The 16,106-nt window shown below is 36.6% G+C and carries 14 protein-coding genes and 3 tRNA genes; 7 read left to right on the top strand and 10 right to left on the bottom strand.

The window, feature by feature from the left end:
• Positions 1-34: 34 nt before the first annotated feature.
• A complete protein-coding gene (locus tag FNE73_RS00235; RefSeq protein WP_143882801.1) occupies positions 35-328 on the top strand; it encodes a c-type cytochrome in 294 nt (97 codons plus the stop codon).
• Positions 329-352: 24 nt separating this feature from the next.
• Entirely contained in the window at positions 353-643 is a 291-nt protein-coding gene (locus FNE73_RS00240; protein ID WP_143882802.1) for a cytochrome C, read from the top strand.
• Between the two features lie 19 nt (positions 644-662).
• Here the strand turns inward: FNE73_RS00240 and FNE73_RS00245 are convergent, their stop codons facing one another.
• The 4 genes from FNE73_RS00245 to FNE73_RS00260 form a co-directional block, all read right to left on the bottom strand.
• A complete protein-coding gene (locus FNE73_RS00245) occupies positions 663-1,166 on the bottom strand; it encodes a tetratricopeptide repeat protein (RefSeq protein WP_143882803.1) in 504 nt (167 codons plus the stop codon).
• Entirely contained in the window at positions 1,153-1,851 is a 699-nt protein-coding gene (gene prfH / locus FNE73_RS00250; protein ID WP_143882804.1) for a peptide chain release factor H, read from the bottom strand. The genes FNE73_RS00245 and prfH overlap by 14 nt, the downstream gene beginning before the upstream one ends.
• Positions 1,830-2,417 (bottom strand): hypothetical protein, encoded by a 588-nt coding sequence (locus FNE73_RS00255; protein WP_143882805.1) that lies wholly within the window; start codon positions 2,415-2,417, stop codon positions 1,830-1,832. The genes prfH and FNE73_RS00255 overlap by 22 nt, the downstream gene beginning before the upstream one ends.
• A gap of 89 nt (positions 2,418-2,506) precedes the next feature.
• Positions 2,507-3,898, bottom strand: coding sequence for an RtcB family protein (locus FNE73_RS00260; protein ID WP_143882806.1), 1,392 nt, complete (start codon positions 3,896-3,898; stop codon positions 2,507-2,509).
• A 624-nt stretch (positions 3,899-4,522) separates the two neighbouring features.
• Here FNE73_RS00260 and FNE73_RS00265 point away from each other — a divergent pair.
• On the top strand, positions 4,523-5,479 hold the full coding sequence (locus FNE73_RS00265) for a fasciclin domain-containing protein (protein ID WP_143882807.1): 957 nt from the start codon (positions 4,523-4,525) through the stop codon (positions 5,477-5,479).
• A 124-nt stretch (positions 5,480-5,603) separates the two neighbouring features.
• On the top strand, positions 5,604-7,988 hold the full coding sequence (locus FNE73_RS00270) for a TonB-dependent receptor plug domain-containing protein (RefSeq protein ID WP_143882808.1): 2,385 nt from the start codon (positions 5,604-5,606) through the stop codon (positions 7,986-7,988).
• Positions 7,989-8,032: 44 nt separating this feature from the next.
• Here FNE73_RS00270 and FNE73_RS00275 read toward each other — a convergent pair whose 3' ends face one another.
• From FNE73_RS00275 to FNE73_RS00300, 6 genes are all read right to left on the bottom strand, one after another.
• A complete protein-coding gene (locus tag FNE73_RS00275; RefSeq protein ID WP_143882809.1) occupies positions 8,033-8,536 on the bottom strand; it encodes a hypothetical protein in 504 nt (167 codons plus the stop codon).
• 67 nt (positions 8,537-8,603) lie between these two features.
• Complete coding sequence (gene scpA / locus FNE73_RS00280; protein WP_143882810.1) at positions 8,604-10,721, bottom strand: methylmalonyl-CoA mutase; 2,118 nt, start codon at positions 10,719-10,721, stop codon at positions 8,604-8,606.
• 162 nt (positions 10,722-10,883) lie between these two features.
• Positions 10,884-13,409, bottom strand: a complete 2,526-nt coding sequence (locus FNE73_RS00285) for a DUF5686 family protein (protein WP_143883789.1) — start codon at positions 13,407-13,409, stop codon at positions 10,884-10,886.
• A 203-nt stretch (positions 13,410-13,612) separates the two neighbouring features.
• Positions 13,613-13,696 (bottom strand) — tRNA-Leu (locus FNE73_RS00290).
• A gap of 6 nt (positions 13,697-13,702) precedes the next feature.
• Positions 13,703-13,778 (bottom strand) — tRNA-Gly (locus FNE73_RS00295).
• 7 nt (positions 13,779-13,785) lie between these two features.
• Positions 13,786-13,867 (bottom strand) — tRNA-Leu (locus FNE73_RS00300).
• A 173-nt stretch (positions 13,868-14,040) separates the two neighbouring features.
• Between FNE73_RS00300 and FNE73_RS00305 the strand changes: the two genes are divergently transcribed.
• Genes FNE73_RS00305 through FNE73_RS00315 form a run of 3 tightly spaced genes read left to right on the top strand, consistent with a single transcriptional unit; the run spans position 14,041 to position 16,009 of the window.
• Positions 14,041-14,418, top strand: a complete 378-nt coding sequence (locus FNE73_RS00305; RefSeq protein ID WP_089743450.1) for a DUF3127 domain-containing protein — start codon at positions 14,041-14,043, stop codon at positions 14,416-14,418.
• 59 nt (positions 14,419-14,477) lie between these two features.
• Positions 14,478-15,125 (top strand): leucyl/phenylalanyl-tRNA--protein transferase, encoded by a 648-nt coding sequence (gene aat, locus FNE73_RS00310; protein ID WP_143883790.1) that lies wholly within the window; start codon positions 14,478-14,480, stop codon positions 15,123-15,125.
• Complete coding sequence (locus FNE73_RS00315; protein ID WP_143882811.1) at positions 15,122-16,009, top strand: DMT family transporter; 888 nt, start codon at positions 15,122-15,124, stop codon at positions 16,007-16,009. The genes aat and FNE73_RS00315 overlap by 4 nt, the downstream gene beginning before the upstream one ends.
• The last annotated feature ends 97 nt before the right edge of the window (positions 16,010-16,106 follow it).

Below are 16,106 nucleotides of genomic sequence, written 5' to 3' on the forward strand. Positions count from 1 at the left end.
TCCTGCGATTTTAAACGTAAAAATATAAATCTAAATGAAAAAACTACTTTTAGCGGGATCATTCATTGGCCTATTATCTGTATCCTGTACACCAAAATCGACCGTCACTGCGGAAGCTCCAAAATCGGCAACAAGTACGGCAGAGCAGATTGCACAGGGAAAAACTATTTATGAAAATGCTTGCAAAAGATGTCATGACCTTCCTGAACCTACACAATATACATCCATAGAATGGGTAGGAATAATGAATTCGATGGCGCCCAAAGCTAAACTTAATGATGAACAGCATCAGTGGGTGTATGATTATGTGGTTTCTGTGAAAAAATAATTTAAACCAACAAAATATATTAACATGAAAAAAAGTATTGTAATCAGTCTTCTTGGTGCTGCTGCATTTGCCGTATCATGCGGACCAAAAAGTATGGCAGTTACAGGTCCAAAATTCAGTTCTGCCGAACATCTTGCTCAGGGAAAAACTGTTTTTGAAAATTCGTGTAACCGATGCCACAAATTACCCGACCCAGCAAAGCATGATGATCAGGGATGGATAAAAACGCTAAGCAGAATGGCACCAAAAGCCAAACTTAGCGATGAACAGCATCAAATGGTGTATGATTATCTGATTTCTGTAAACGAGAAATAAATTTAAAAGTAAAGGAGACTTATTGAGTCTCCTTCTTTTTTCTTTTTGGTATTTTAGACTTGATGAATTTCCTTCTTTCTTTTACCACAGTTAAACTATATTCGGTAAAGCAGTATTTTTCAGAAATTTTCAAAAATTTGATGGCGTTGAGAAAACTTCCTCTCATTTCGGAAAGCAAAGCCCGGTAAAACCAGATCGTAGCTTTATCAATTCCTTTTATTTTTAATGAATAATTGATCAGCTTTTCTGCTTCCTGAAAATCTTCGTTATCCAAAAGACATTTGATATAATATTTTGGAGTGTTAAGATTGGTAATATCACATTGCATCGCCTCTTCAAAATAAAGCTTTGCTTTTTCATAATCGATGAGCATTTCGCTGTAGATTCTTCCCATCAGGCAAAGGCTGTCTGAATCTTCCGGATCGTAGGAAAGCGCATAATTCAAAGCTTCCAGACAATCTGGTAAACTGTATGGATAATTATCCAAGGCTTCAAAATAATATTTACTTTTAGTTAAGGTCATTTCTGTAGTTTTTTAATTCGTTTTTCAGTTGATTTCTTTCTTTTTTGAAAGATTTTTCCTGATTATTCTTTTTAAAATCTGTTCCCGAAAATGTTCTGACCGGATTTCCACGCTGAACATTCAGATGATTATTCCACGTTTCCTGCATTTGCTTTTGAAGCTGAATAATATTCTGCTCCAAAACTTTCGTTTTCAGTCGTTCAATCGAAAGTTTTTTATTTTCCAACTGCGAACGTGAATCTTGAACAAAAACACTTTGCCCTGTAGGAATATGCGTTGCACGAACAGCAGTATTTACTTTATTTACATTTTGTCCGCCGCTTCCCTGACTTCTCGCCGTCTGAAACTGAAGATCTTTTTCATTGAACTGAATTTTCTCCAAACCTTCCAGTTCAAAAATCCCGATAAACCAATTGCTTCTTTTGTGCAGCTTTCTGAAAGTGCTTTTTCCAATCCATAGAATACTTCCGAGCCAGGTTTTTAAGAACTCATTGACGCTTTTAGATTTTAAAAGCAGGGTTACGGATTTCAAAGTCAGGTTTTCATCGCCATTTTCACGGTGAATGATTTCGTAATCGATTTTATTTTGTTTTGCTTTCTCTAGAAAGACCTTCAGAACTTTAGCAACTACCCATTGACATTCTAAAGGTCCTCTTCCTGAGGTTATTTGTACGAGTTTTTCCATTTTTGTAAAATTTTTAAAATTGCCTCTCTGTTTTTGGCTTCTTTAATAAATGTTGGTAGTCTTTCTACCATCCGCATTCTGTATGGCAGTCTTGTTCTTAAATCTGATGAGACATAATTCTCCATTTCCAACAGATGTTGTAAGTTTCTCGCCCAGAACAATTTCCCTTTAAAATCTGCCTGAAAATAATACGGACAACCAAAAACTTGGTCGTGTATTAGACCTTCTTCTTTTGGAGAACAATTAAGATATTTTTCAGATTTTGATTGAATTTCAAAAGAAGAACCGCATTCATCACATTTTACCATAACATTTTTTGGCTTTTCTTTCAAATTACCTTGTTCATAGCGGATTGGGTGTACGCAAATCGGACAATTGAGTTTTACAAATGCTTTGTATATCACCAAATCCAATCCAGCTTTTCTCAAATCACAATGTCTGCATTCTAAAGTTGCTTCTTTGTAATTACTTTCATTTTTCACAACAGCATCTTTTCCGCAATTTGGACAAACAACGAGAGTGCTTTCGTGATAATTAAAATATTCTTGTTTGTATATTTTTTTCATTTTGTTTAATTAATTGGTTTATTGTTGAAAGTTGTCGGTTGATGGCGTTAAAAATCCTAAAAACCATCAACCAAAAACTAACAACCATTTTATTTATCCATCCTCACAATTCTCGGCTGGAAAGTTCCGAGAATATCTACCAACTCACTTTGCGCGTTCATCACTTCATTAATGTCTTTGTACGCCATTGGTGCTTCTTCCGTATTTCCACCCATCAAAGTAACATTCTTTAGCTTTAGTTCTTTCTTAATGTCATTTTGCGTAAAACGGCTTCTGCATTCTCCTCTCGAAAACTCCCGTCCGGCACCGTGAGAAGCCGAATTCAAGGAATCTGGATTTCCTTTTCCCCGAACGATAAAACCTTTTGCCGTCATTGAACCCGGAATCATTCCCAATTCATTTTCATTTGCCGGAGTTGCCCCTTTTCTGTGAACTATCACTTCTTTTCCGTTATGGATTTCTTTCCACGCAAAGTTGTGATGGTTTTCGATTCTTGCTTTTACTCTTCCGCCAACTGCTTTTACCAATCTTCTGTGAATATCATCGTGACAGGCCGAAGCGTAATCTCCTGCGAGATTCATCGCTGTCCAGTATTCTAATCCGAGATGCGTGTTCAGATCCAGCCAAGCGAAGTTTTGTGCTTCTTTTGGCAACGGACATTGTTCTGTCGCCACTCTGGAATAATACTGAGCGATTTCTGCTCCCAAACCACGCGAACCGCTGTGTGAAAGAATCCCCAGATATTTTCCTTTTGGAAGATTGATTTGCTCATCTTCTTCCGTAATTTCGACTTCCCCGAATTCCACAAAGTGATTTCCGCCTCCAGAACTTCCCATCTGTTTGATGGCTTTTCCTTTTAATCTTCTCAAAATCGGAATCATATCGAACGTATCTCTGTCAAAAATTTCGTGATCAACGTGAGATTTATGCGTTTCGTACATCCCGAATTTGGTATGCTCGACAAGCGCTTTTTCATATTTATCTCTTGCGCCGTCCAGATATGAAATTGGCGTATCCAAAATACTGAGTGACATTCTGCAACCAATATCCATCCCTACTCCGTAAGGAATCACCGCATTTTCCACGGCGAGAACGCCGCCAATCGGAAGTCCGTAACCACTGTGCGCATCGGGCATCAAAGCTCCCTGTGTAGCAATCGGAAGTTTCAGTCCGGTGTACAATTGGTTTTTTGCTTCATCCGAAATATTGTTTCCGAAAATCTGGAAAGAAGCACGGTTTGTGTTGAGCATTCTTTTTTCTGTTTTCTTGGATGAAAGCAAAGCTTCTGCGATTTGTCCGAAGGTTAAATCTTTCTCAAAATTCTCCGGATTCTGGTGGATTTCCTTTAAAAGAGATTTCACATAATGAATATTTTTGGTTGCAAAATTCCTTTTCATAACCTCCAAAGCGATGTTCACGCTTTGATTGTTTGGATAACCTAATTTTAATATATCTTTTCCTTTTAGTTTTAAATTTCCCATTGTTTTATAATAAGATGTTAGATATTAGACGCAAGATGTTAGACATTTTTGCATCGAATATTTTTAGCAACTAAATTTTTAGTTGATTTAATTAAACCTCATAGATTTTGGAAACCACCGAGGTTTTTGCAGAGCTTTATTTTAGCCCCGATTGACTCTTAATTTATATTTTATTTATAGAATCGTCGAAACTTCGTTTTGCAGCGGCATCCTTTTTCTGCGATGGCTTGAAGAAAGCGACGGCGAAAAAGATACAGCGGAAAGCGGGATTCAGCTCCTGATAAAAAAGATTTCGGGAAAACTGTTTGAGTTTAAAATATTGCGCAATAAAAACCCGAAAATCTTACGACTTCGGGTTTTGATATTTCAATATACTGTTATTCTATGAGTGTACCAAACCACGAAGCCTCGCCTTTGCAAAAGGCAATACTACAGATGAATGTTGATTAAATTTGAACATTACTTCGTTGTTTTTTAATGGTTAGACTTAATTGAATTGCAAATATATATAAATTTTTTATAATGACTATAAAAAAATTATATAGTAATATTTTATACCATTTTCAAACATATGGTATATAATTTGATATTGATTTTTGACAAAAATAACTTAAACTACACGTTATGAAAAATTTTATGAAACCTTTTTTAATTGCAGGAATTTCAGCTGTTGTCTTGACCTCTTGCAGTGATGATGATGATACAAAAATGCAGGCTCCAGAAAACATCTATGAATTTCTCGCTGCTGATGCAGATTTATCAAACCTGAAAGCGGCTGTAGACAGAGCCGGTCTTTCTGCCACCCTTAGCCAAAGCGGAAATTATACTGTTTTTGCTCCTTCGAATGCTGCTTTTAATTCATTTTTACAGACTAACGGATTTAGTAATCTGAATGCAGTTCCGGTAGATGCATTAAAGGAAATTCTTTTGAATCACGTACTTTCAACAGAAGTAAAAGCTGCCAATGTGACTACTGGATATGTTTCTACCCTTGCTAAAGGAGCAGCTTCTTCAACAAGAAATCTAAGCATGTTTATCAACACTACAGGTGGAGTAAAAATCAATGGAATTTCTAACGTGACCGCAACTGATATTGATGCAAACAATGGAGTTATTCATAAAGTTGATGCAGTAATTGGTCTTCCTAATATCGTTACTCATGCTACAGCAAATCCAAACTTCAGTACCTTAGTTACTGCTCTTACCCGAAATGATATGCCAAATTTTGTAGGGATTCTAAGCGGAACTGCTAATTCACCGTTTACAGTTTTTGCTCCTACCAATGCCGCATTTACCTCTCTCCTTACAGAACTAAATGCACCTAACTTAGCAGCTATTAACACCCCAACATTAGAAAACACACTGAAGTACCATGTAATAACCGGTGCTAACGTAGGATCTAATAATCTCACTAACAATATGAACGTGAATACCTTCCAAGGTGGCTCATTTACCATTACAACAACAGGAGGAGCAAAAATTACAGATGCAAGAGCAAGAGTATCAAATATTATTGCTACTGATGTACAATGTTCCAACGGAATTATCCATGCAATTGATAAGGTTTTATTATTACCCTAAATAATACTCGCAAATTTTGGTTTTAAGGAGGCTGCATTTTTAATAGAATGCAGTCTCTTTTGCAGTTTAAAAAGAAATAACCAGAATTTACAATAATTGATGATTAACTTTGCAAAAAAACTAAATGAAATCAGCACTGACTTTATTACTCTTCTGTATTACAACTTTACTATATGCCCAAACGGGAAGTGTGAACATTACTGTATATGATGATTTCACTAAAAAACCTCTCGAAGTAATTATAAAAATACAAAATTCTGACAGGACTGTTTCCGGAACAGGTAATGTGCAGATTTCTGAACTGCAGCCGGGAAATTACTCATTCGAGATTACTTCCGAAAACCATGCAACAGGGTTTCTGAACGACATCAGCATAGTTCCCAATCAGAACCTGAGTTTTTCAATCGGGCTTCAAAAAACTGAACAAAAGATTGAAGAAGTCGTTATCAGTAAAAAAGTCTATAAAACCACTGCAGAAAGCCCTATTTCGCTTAGAAACATAACGAGCGAGGAAATCCAGAAAAATGCAGGATCTAACCGTGATGTTTCCAGAGCTATCCTAAGTTTTCCTGGTGTGGGAAGTACAGCTACTTTCAGAAATGATCTTTTCATTAGAGGTGGAAGCTCTGCTGAAAATAAATTTTATATCGACGGAATAGAAGTCCCGGTCATCAACCATTTCCAGACGCAGGGTGCAAGTGGCGGACCCAGAGGAATTATTACTGTAGATTTCATCAAAGATGTTGATTTTTACAGCGGTGCTTTTCCGGCAAGACGAAATGGTGTTTTGTCTTCTCTCTTCGAATTCAATCTGAAGCAGGCAAGAAAAGATAAATTGGGCTACAAAGCGATTGTCGGTTTGGATGATCTTCAGTTGATGGCAGACGGACCGTTGAGTAAAGATCAAAGCTGGAGCGGACTTTTTTCAGTGAGAAAATCTAACTTACAATTACTATTCAAAGCAATCGGATTGCCATTTTTGCCTTCTTATTATGATGCTAATTTTAAAGTTGCTAAAAAATATAAAAGCGGTGATGAATTATATTTTATCGGAATTGGAGCAATAGACCGTTTTGAATTTAATAATAACGCAGAAAAAACATTAACGAACCTTACCTTAATAGAACGTCTTCCAAAATCTCCTCAATGGAACTACACGGTAGGAGCCGGCTACAGACATCTTGCTGAAAATGGCAACTGGCTGTTTACGGTAAGCAGAAATACACTTGATAATCAGGCAATAAAATATTTTAGGAATATTGAAACTCCTGAAAACCTATTGTACGATTACAAATCTCAGGAAATAGAAAACAAGTTGCGTATAGACCGGAACCTAAGCATTAAAGATGTTCAGGTAAGCTTCGGAACCAATTTGAATTTTGCCACTTACAAAAATAATTCCACCATAAAGAATGTCACTCAAAATGCCGTTAATTTTGATAATCTTGATGTAAATCTTAATGTAATGCAATACGGAGTTTATATTCAGGCAGCAAAAAAGTTCTTTGACGAGAAAGTTCAGATTTCTGCAGGAACACGTTTTGATGCAAGTAATTATTCTGATAAGACCAATAATCCGCTTGAGCAATTTTCGCCGAGATTATCATTGAGCTATCGTTTTGCGCCGCAGTTTGCATTTAATTTTAATTCAGGAATCTTTTATCAGCTTCCGGCTTACACGGCTTTGGGCTTTTCTGAAAACGGAAACTTCACCAACAAAAATACCTTAAGCTATATCAAAAATTCACATTTAGTAGGTGGTTTTGAATTTAACGGTAAAAATAATCTGAGAATTACCCTTGAAGGGTATTACAAGCGCTACAAAAATTATCCTTTCTCACTGAGAAATCAGATCAGTATTGCAAACATTGGTGCTGATTTTGGGGTAGTAGGAAATGAACCTCTGGATTCAAGAGGCAGCGGAGAAACCTATGGGTTTGAAGTATTGGCTCAAAAAAGAACACTTAATAATTTTTACGGTATTGCTGCCTATACTTTCGGATATTCAAAATTTAGTAATGTGAATGAAAATCTGCTGCCTTCCTCGTGGGACAGCCGACATATTTTGACGTTAACAACCGGAAAATATTTCAATAAGAACTGGAACATCGGTGCAAGATTTCGTTTACAGAGCGGACTCCCTGAAACACCGTATGACTTGCAGAGAAGTGCTTTCGTAAACATCTGGAATATCAATAATGGTCCGCTTCAGAATTTCGCTCAACTTAATTCATTAAGAGGAAATGTAGCGCATCAGCTGGATATTCGTGCAGAGAAAAAATGGATTTTTAAAAAATGGCAGCTAACTGCTTATGTAGATGTTGTAAACATTTATGGTTCTGAAAGTCCTAGTAATCTGCCAGTCGTAAATCTTCAGCGTGATGAAAATTACAACGGAATCATCAGTAATCCTTCTGCTCCTCAAGATCAGCAAACCTATCTTCTGGAAACCGGAAAGCAGGACAGGAATACACCGCTTCCCTATTTCGGACTTATTTTTGAATTTTAAATACTAAAAAAGGCGCTGACAGATTTTGTCAGCACCTTTTTTATTTAGTCTTTAGATCCTAAATCATCCATAGGATCATCCATTCCTTTTATTACATTAGAGTGATAAACACGCTCCGATCCTAAAAAGTAGAGATTGTGTCTCGCCTTAGCGATGATTCCGTTATAAACATCTTGCGGAAGATCTGAATTATTATTTTCGACTCTGCTTTCGTCTTCTTTTTTGTACACTTCAATAGCTCCATTATCATCTAAAGTTGCTTTTGCTTTCTGAGCCTGCTCAAATGTATTGGCGTAGACTATTATATTAATGCTTCCAATACTTTTGGTTTTATAAGCATGTAAAAGCTCATTGTCATTGACAAACATATGATCCCAAAAGTTTTTTGTATTTTCATCCTCTTCATATTGGTGATCCGTTTCGGTATTTTCTACATTGGATCTCGAAACGATAATATCATCATTATTAATTCCAAGATTATGCAGTTTTGAAATAATATCCTCCGAGTTTACAGTTGAAGGAAACACTGAAATTACTGTATAAGCCATAATATTTTGTTTTTGATTATGACTTAGAGTACAAAAGCTGTGCAACTTATCAGATTCTAATCACATTTTAATCTAAAAACCTATTTAAAATATCTACTGCACATTTAGGAAGATTGGTTCCTGGTCCGAAGATAAAATCTGCTCCATTGGCATATAAAAACTCATAATCTTGTTGCGGAATTACTCCTCCGACTACAATCGTAATATCATCTGCACCCAATTTTTTCAGCTCCTCAACAACCTGCGGAACCAGAGTTTTGTGACCTGCTGCTAAAGAAGAAACACCTAAAATATGAATATCATTTTCAACCGCCTGTTTAGCAACTTCCTCCGGAGTCTGGAATAGCGGAGCAACATCCACATCAAATCCCATATCAGCAAACGCTGTTGCCACTACTTTGGCACCTCTGTCATGACCGTCCTGCCCCATTTTAGCAACCATAATTCTTGGTCTTCTGCCCTCTTCTTCCTCAAATTTCTGAGTAAGTGCGAGCGCTTTTCCGAAGTATTCGTTTTTACCTGCATTCATTGCGTAAACACCTTGTATAGTTCTGATATTGGCTTTATAACGTCCGAAACTTTCTTCCATCGCATCACTCATTTCACCTAAAGTCACCCTTCTTCTTGCGGCCTCAACACAAAGCTCCAAAAGATTTCCACTGCCGGTTCTTGCCGTTTCACGGATTTGATTTAATATTTCTTCAACTTTTAAAGAATCTCTTTCAGACTTTATTTTTTCTAATCTTTCAATCTGCTTTCTGCGGACTTCAGTATTGTCAATATCAAGAATTTCGATCGGATTTTGTTCTAATGAAGATTTAAAAGAATTTACCCCGATGATAAACTCTTCTCCGCTGTCAATTTTCGCCTGTTTTCTGGCGGCAGCTTCCTCAATTCTCATTTTCGGAATCCCAGCTTCGATGGCTTTGGTCATCCCGCCTTCTTTTTCTACCTCATCAATATATTTCATTGCTTCTTCAATCATCTGTTGTGTGAGAGATTCGACAAGATTACTTCCGCCCATTGGATCCACAACATCACAAATGCCGCTTTCCTGCTGAAGAATGATTTGAGTATTTCTTGCAATTTTTGCCGAATAATCTGTAGGCAAAGCAATGGCTTCATCCAAAGCATTCGTATGTAAAGATTGTGTTCCACCCAAGGCTGAAGACAACGCTTCAATAGCAGTTCTGGTTATATTATTAAAGGGCTCCTGTTCGGTTAAAGACCAACCAGAAGTCTGCGAATGCGTTCTTAAAGCTAAAGATTTAGGATTTTGAGGATTAAACTGTTTTAAAAGATTTGTCCAAATATATCTTGCTGCACGCATCTTGGCAATTTCCATAAAATGATTCATCCCGATAGCCCAAAAAAAGGATAATCTCGGTGCAAAATCATCCACGTTCATTCCTGCTTTTATTCCTGTTCTTACATATTCCAGACCATCGGCTAACGTATAAGCCATTTCCAGAACCGGCGTAGCACCCGCTTCCTGCATATGATAGCCTGAAATAGAAATCGAATTGAATTTCGGAATATTTCTGGAAGTGTATTCAAAAATATCAGCAATAATTTTCATTGACGGTGTTGGCGGATAAATGTAGGTGTTCCGCACCATAAATTCTTTCAGAATATCATTCTGAATCGTACCTGACAATTTATCCTGAGAAACACCCTGCTCTTCTGCTGCCACAATATAAAAAGACAAAATCGGCAAAACGGCACCGTTCATTGTCATAGAAACCGAAATTTCATCCAGAGGAATCTGGTCGAAAAGGATTTTCATATCTTCGACAGAATCAATCGCAACTCCGGCTTTTCCAACATCACCAACCACTCTTGCATGATCCGAATCATAACCTCTGTGTGTTGCCAGATCGAAGGCTACTGAAAGTCCTTTTTGTCCGGCAGCGAGATTTCGTCTGTAAAATGCATTGGACTCTTCAGCTGTAGAAAAACCTGCATATTGACGGATGGTCCAGGGTTTTTGAACGTACATCGTAGAATAGGGACCACGAAGATACGGTTCAATTCCCGGAGAACTTTCTGCAATGCTTTTATCTTTTATATCTTCGCTGATATATCTTGATTTTAATTCTAATCCGTCTTTCTCAAAAGGATAGATAGTTTGCTGTGTTTCAGGTATATTAAATTGCGGAATTTTATTTTTAATTTCCTTTCGCATGAGTTCAGATTTAAGATTTTAAAAATAAGCAATTTTGAAAGAATATATCAATACTGATTTTCAACAATAAAAGAAAAAATGGTGAAATAAAAATACCCACTGAAATTTGTGAGTATTATTAATTTATAGAAAACTTCAAATTTTAAGCGAAAGATAATTTATTTAAAAATTAAACTGAAGACCTGCTTTAATTCCAAATTTTGAAATATCCAGGCGATCCAAATAATTTCCCCGCCAGTTAAAGTCTACGCGCAAAAGCCTGATATTGCCGAAACCGATGTTTTCAATTCCGAACCCATACTCGTAATATACCTGTTCGTTCGGAGCAGAGTACTTAAAACCTTCCACATTAATATTTTTAGCAGCATCACTTAATGATCCGTATGCGCCACGGATAAAGGCTACTTCTCTAAGCTTTAATTTCTTTATTAAAGGAATAAAAGATAAAATTTTACCGTTGAAATGATGCTCAATATGGAGCGTTGTATAGGTATCAGCTACAAATTCATAATAATTCAGCTGTGCAAAAGTATTGGGAACGATGCCGTAAGACTGATTGCCCGGGATAATATTCTGCAAAGCTAACGGAACAGCATCAAATGTTTTCCCCGCTTCAAAGCTTAAAAAAGTTTTGCCTAAGTTTCCTAAAATAATAGGCTTGTAAAACATAAACTGAAGCTTATTATAATTGAAATCTGCATTAAATAAGCCTTCTATACCTCTTGTATATTTCAATACTATAGTGGGTGCTAAAGTTCCATGTTCGTATCTGTCAACACCCGTTTGAGAAAATTTTGCTCCCGGTCTTGCAATCAAGCTTAATGTCACCCGGGAATCGTTGGTAGTTTTTCTAAGATTTCCGTTTTGATAATACATGAGATTAAATCCTGAAGGATTGGCAGATTTAATACTCTGCAAAGTTCCGTCTACTCTCACCTGAAAGTTTTTCCAAGGCTCAATCGAAGTAAAAAAACTGGTTTGATTTACCGAGCTTAAAGATGCGTTTTCTCCTCTCGCAAAGACTGTTGATGAAGCGAATGATCGCGATAAGATGCCATCTTCGGTAGTTAACTGCACTCCGAGCTGAGTAATATCCCTTTTGGTTCCCGCCCCGATCATGAATCGGTTGACTCTATTAAACATATAACGACCTTCAACACCGTATTTGAATTGCTGGTCTTTGAAACCATAAGCATTATAAAACTCAATCCTCCATGGATCATTCTGCCCAAAATAGGTTCTTGCCCCAATTCTTATTCTGTCACCTTCTACTTCATTTTTGCCATATACAGAAGTAATAGGACCCAAATCAATTCCTTTTGTAATATTGTAATACCTGGAAGCCAGTGTTTCGTAAAGCTTTACAATTCTGTTAAATTTTGGAGTCTGCTGCAGTTTATCAAGCATTTCATACACTCCTTTTTCTTCTTTAGAGAGAGAATCTGGTCTTGCCTGGCTCCAGTAAGCTTCATCTTTATCTACAAAATCAGCATCATATTCTTCCTTTTTTCTTGTAAAAACAGAATCAGCCAATGGTTTATCAAACTCATAATCAGAATAATCCACAGACCTCCTTGCAATAAGACTTTTTGCCGTTTTCTTTTTAGAGAAAGGTGTCATCTCAATTGCAGTCACAAATTTTTTGGGAAGAAATGTTTCATCATCAGGATTATCATATTCCAGTTCTGTTGAAATAGCGTTAATAAAATTAACATTGATTTTGTTGGTCGATTTTAACGTAGCTTCAAGAACAGCATAAGAGTCCGTATCAATATATAAGTATCCCTGAAATGCCAATACTTCAGTTCTTCTCGGCTGATACCGGATTTTATATGCGTTTTCTCCCCGGACTGAGACAGTATCTATCAAATTATAATCATACGTACTGAAACCATCTGTTCCTACCGGGCTTGGAAAGCCGATGTCGAAATAGTTTAAGGTATTATCATAAATATTGATATCCCTGTATAGATTTTTTGCGGTAAGAGTTACCACCTGATTATCCTGAAAACCGGAAGTTTTTTGTGCCACCAAAAGTTTTTTGTTTCTTTTAGACGGCTTATTCTCTCCAAAATTATGATAAATGGATTCGTTCAGAAAAACCGGCAAAGCCATTTTGCCATTGGCTGTAGAATCTGCATAGTTGAAAATAAAATCAAGCTTATTGAAAATTTTACGATTCATAAAAGCACTATCCAGGTTATTTGCATCAAACTGAATTTTCTCGTATTCTTTAAAACTATATGTATCAAATTTTTCCAGACCGTTGTTTCTTTTACGCTTCCAGACTTCCTGCATAATTCTGTATGCAGGGTTTTCTTTTTTATTCTTAAATCTTGTTTTCTGATTGTTAATAACAACTTCCTCAATATTGCTTACTTTTTCTGAAGACAGTTTAACTAAAATATCGGCGGCATTTTCCGGAGTAACCTCTACAGTTTCCAGAGAATAATTCTTTTTTGAGAATCTCAGCTTATAGATAATCGTATCTGTTTTTACTGTGAAATTTCCGGAGACAGTTGTTAAATAAGATGCAGACTGATCATTAATAAAAACTTCCACACCAGAAACTGGTTTGTTGGTCTTTTCGTCAACAATCCTTCCGATTGCTGTATTTTGTGCGTGTAGTAATCCTGTAAAAACGATGGCAATATAGAGTATACAGTATTTAAAGTAATGGGTAAACATCATTCGTTTTTTCGAGCATTTAGCATAAACAAAAAGCGTGCTGCATTTTACGGTTTATATTATTAAAGTTCATCATTTTGTACAAAACTGCAAATCTAACGAAAATAAGTGACGGATATTATGTGCAAAAACCTACAGCTTCATATTGCAAAAGCTTTTAAAACAAAAAAGACTGCTAATCAATGATTAACAGTCTTTTTAAGTACCCCAGACGGGACTTGAACCCGTACGTCCTTGCGGACACAGGATTTTAAGTCCTGCGTGTCTACCAATTCCACCACCAGGGCATGGCGTGGAGCGAAAAACGGGATTCGAACCCGCGACCCCAACCTTGGCAAGGTTGTGCTCTACCAGCTGAGCTATTTTCGCAAACTTGTGCGGATGAAGGGACTCGAACCCCCACGCCTCACGGCACCAGATCCTAAGTCTGGCGTGGCTACCAATTACACCACATCCGCATGGTTATTGAAATATTTTAAAGAACTTCTTTCGTTTTTGTGAGTGCAAATATAGGGCAATTATTTTTATTTGCAAGAATTATTTCAAAAAAAAATAAATTTTTCTAAAAATTGTTTGAAACCATTTTTTTTAAATTTCATTTTATTACTTTTACACGGTTAATATTTATGATATGGAATTACAAGGAACGATAAAGAAAATCTCTGAAACACAAACATTTGCAAGCGGGTTTCAGAAAAAGGAAATGGTTATTCTTACACAGGAACAGTATCCTCAGCCGATTAACATTGAATTTTTACAGGATAAAATAAATTTACTGGATTCTTTAAGAGAAGGTGAAAATGTAAAGGTAGGAATCAACATCAGAGGAAGAGAATGGGTTTCTCCGCAGGGCGAAACAAAATATTTTAATTCTATTACAGGATGGAGAGTAGAAAAAGTGGCTGATAACGGATCAGAACCTACACAAGCTTCACCTTCACAATCTGCCGCACCGGTTTCTAACGAGAATCCTTTTGCGAATGATGACGATGATGATTTGCCATTCTAATTAAAAAAAATAAATCTCAATAACAATCCTGCTTTTTGAAAGCAGGATTTTTTCTGCGAATGGTAAGACTGAATAAAAACGAAATCTCATTTCCTGATCCGGCAACATATGACGGTCATGAAGGCATTATCGCTTTCGGCGGAGATTTATCTATAGAAAGAATCTGGTTTGCGTATCAAAATGGTATTTTTCCATGGTATAATCCTGACGAAGAAATCCTATGGTGGTGTCCCGACCCAAGATTTGTTTTATTTCCTGATGAACTGAAGATTTCAAAATCAATGCAAAAGATTTTAGCCCGGAATATTTTTACGATCACGGAAAATCAAAACTTTGACGAAGTTATATATAATTGCAGTATCATAAGAAGAAAAGATCAGGACGGAACCTGGCTTTCTCAGGAGCTGATGGATTCCTTTAAGCAGCTGCACCATTATGGTCTGGCAAAAAGCGTAGAAGTCTGGCTGGATGGCGATCTTGTTGGCGGACTTTACGGCCTGCAGGTTGGTAATGTTTTTTGCGGAGAAAGTATGTTTTCTAAAGTAAGCAATGCATCAAAAGCAGGTTTTATACATTTTGTACAACAACACGCAAGCGACTTCACCTTAATAGACTGCCAGTCTCACACCCATCATCTTGAGAGTCTGGGTGGAAGAATGATTTCAAAAAAAGATTTTTTAAATATTTTACATCAACATAAAAAATGAATTCAGATAAAGAAAAATGGGTTCTCCTGATATTATTAAGCATTATTTGGGGATCGTCTTTTATATTAATTAAAAAATCTTTAGATCATTTCAGCCCTTATCAGGTGGGAGCACTGCGTGTTTTAATTGCAGGCATTATCCTGATGCCGGTTGCCATTGCCAACTATAAACTTTTTCCTAAAAAGCATTTAAAATGGCTCATATTAGCTGCATTTACAGGAAATTTTTTTCCGATGTTCTTATTTCCGATGGCAGAAAAGGAAATCAGCAGCAGCATTGCAGGAATTGTCAATTCTATGATGCCGATATTTGTGATCATCGTGGGTGCACTGGTCTGGAAATTCAGCACTACAAAACGTCAGATTACGGGCGTATTGATAAGCTTTACCGGAGTATGCATTCTTGCTTTCGGAGGAGATGACGGGACAAAATTCAAGATTTTACCGATTGTATTTCTTCTTTTGGCAACTCTTTGCTACGCAATAAGCACAACAACAGTAAAATCTAAGCTGATGGAAGTGCCTTCTACTATTTTATCAGCATTTGTCTTTTCTTTTGTTTTGTTTTTGCCATCCGTGTTTTCATTATTATCAACAGGCTTTGCATCGCAATTTACCTTCAGTAAGGAAAATATGATCGGAATTGGGTTTGTAAGTCTGCTTTCCGTCTTTGGTACTGGTCTGGCTATGATGATGAATTACCGGCTTCTGAAAGTTTCTACGCCACTTTTTGCTTCAACAGTCACTTTACTGATGCCTATTGTAGCCATTATCTGGGGAGTTTTGGACGGTGAAAAACTCACCCCGTTTCAATCTTCGGGTGCAGCCGTTATTATTGCAGGTCTTCTTTTTTTAAGATCAAAAACTACCGTTGTAAAGAAATAATCTTTTTGCATGATCTTCATTTTAAATGAATGAAAAAATGATAATCTTCATAGATTAAAAAAATCTTAAACAAGCGCGGATATTTATTTATTTAATA

Origin of the sequence: Chryseobacterium binzhouense (genome assembly GCF_007474545.1) — a bacterium.
Classification (GTDB): Bacteria; Bacteroidota; Bacteroidia; order Flavobacteriales; family Weeksellaceae; genus Chryseobacterium; species Chryseobacterium binzhouense.

Bases quoted from the DNA above. Each gene is read 5' to 3' on its own strand.
- FNE73_RS00275 (WP_143882809.1), bottom strand. From the start codon at position 8,536: ATGGCTTATACAGTAATTTCAGTGTTTCCTTCAACTGTAAACTCGGAG.
- FNE73_RS00270 (WP_143882808.1), top strand. From the start codon at position 5,604: ATGAAATCAGCACTGACTTTATTACTCTTCTGTATTACAACTTTACTA.
- prfH (WP_143882804.1), bottom strand. From the start codon at position 1,851: ATGGAAAAACTCGTACAAATAACCTCAGGAAGAGGACCTTTAGAATGT.
- scpA (WP_143882810.1), bottom strand. From the start codon at position 10,721: ATGCGAAAGGAAATTAAAAATAAAATTCCGCAATTTAATATACCTGAA.
- FNE73_RS00305 (WP_089743450.1), top strand. From the start codon at position 14,041: ATGGAATTACAAGGAACGATAAAGAAAATCTCTGAAACACAAACATTT.
- FNE73_RS00265 (WP_143882807.1), top strand. From the start codon at position 4,523: ATGAAAAATTTTATGAAACCTTTTTTAATTGCAGGAATTTCAGCTGTT.
- aat (WP_143883790.1), top strand. From the start codon at position 14,478: ATGGTAAGACTGAATAAAAACGAAATCTCATTTCCTGATCCGGCAACA.
- FNE73_RS00255 (WP_143882805.1), bottom strand. From the start codon at position 2,417: ATGAAAAAAATATACAAACAAGAATATTTTAATTATCACGAAAGCACT.
- FNE73_RS00315 (WP_143882811.1), top strand. From the start codon at position 15,122: ATGAATTCAGATAAAGAAAAATGGGTTCTCCTGATATTATTAAGCATT.
- FNE73_RS00260 (WP_143882806.1), bottom strand. From the start codon at position 3,898: ATGGGAAATTTAAAACTAAAAGGAAAAGATATATTAAAATTAGGTTAT.
- FNE73_RS00245 (WP_143882803.1), bottom strand. From the start codon at position 1,166: ATGACCTTAACTAAAAGTAAATATTATTTTGAAGCCTTGGATAATTAT.
- FNE73_RS00285 (WP_143883789.1), bottom strand. From the start codon at position 13,409: ATGTTTACCCATTACTTTAAATACTGTATACTCTATATTGCCATCGTT.
- FNE73_RS00235 (WP_143882801.1), top strand. From the start codon at position 35: ATGAAAAAACTACTTTTAGCGGGATCATTCATTGGCCTATTATCTGTA.
- FNE73_RS00240 (WP_143882802.1), top strand. From the start codon at position 353: ATGAAAAAAAGTATTGTAATCAGTCTTCTTGGTGCTGCTGCATTTGCC.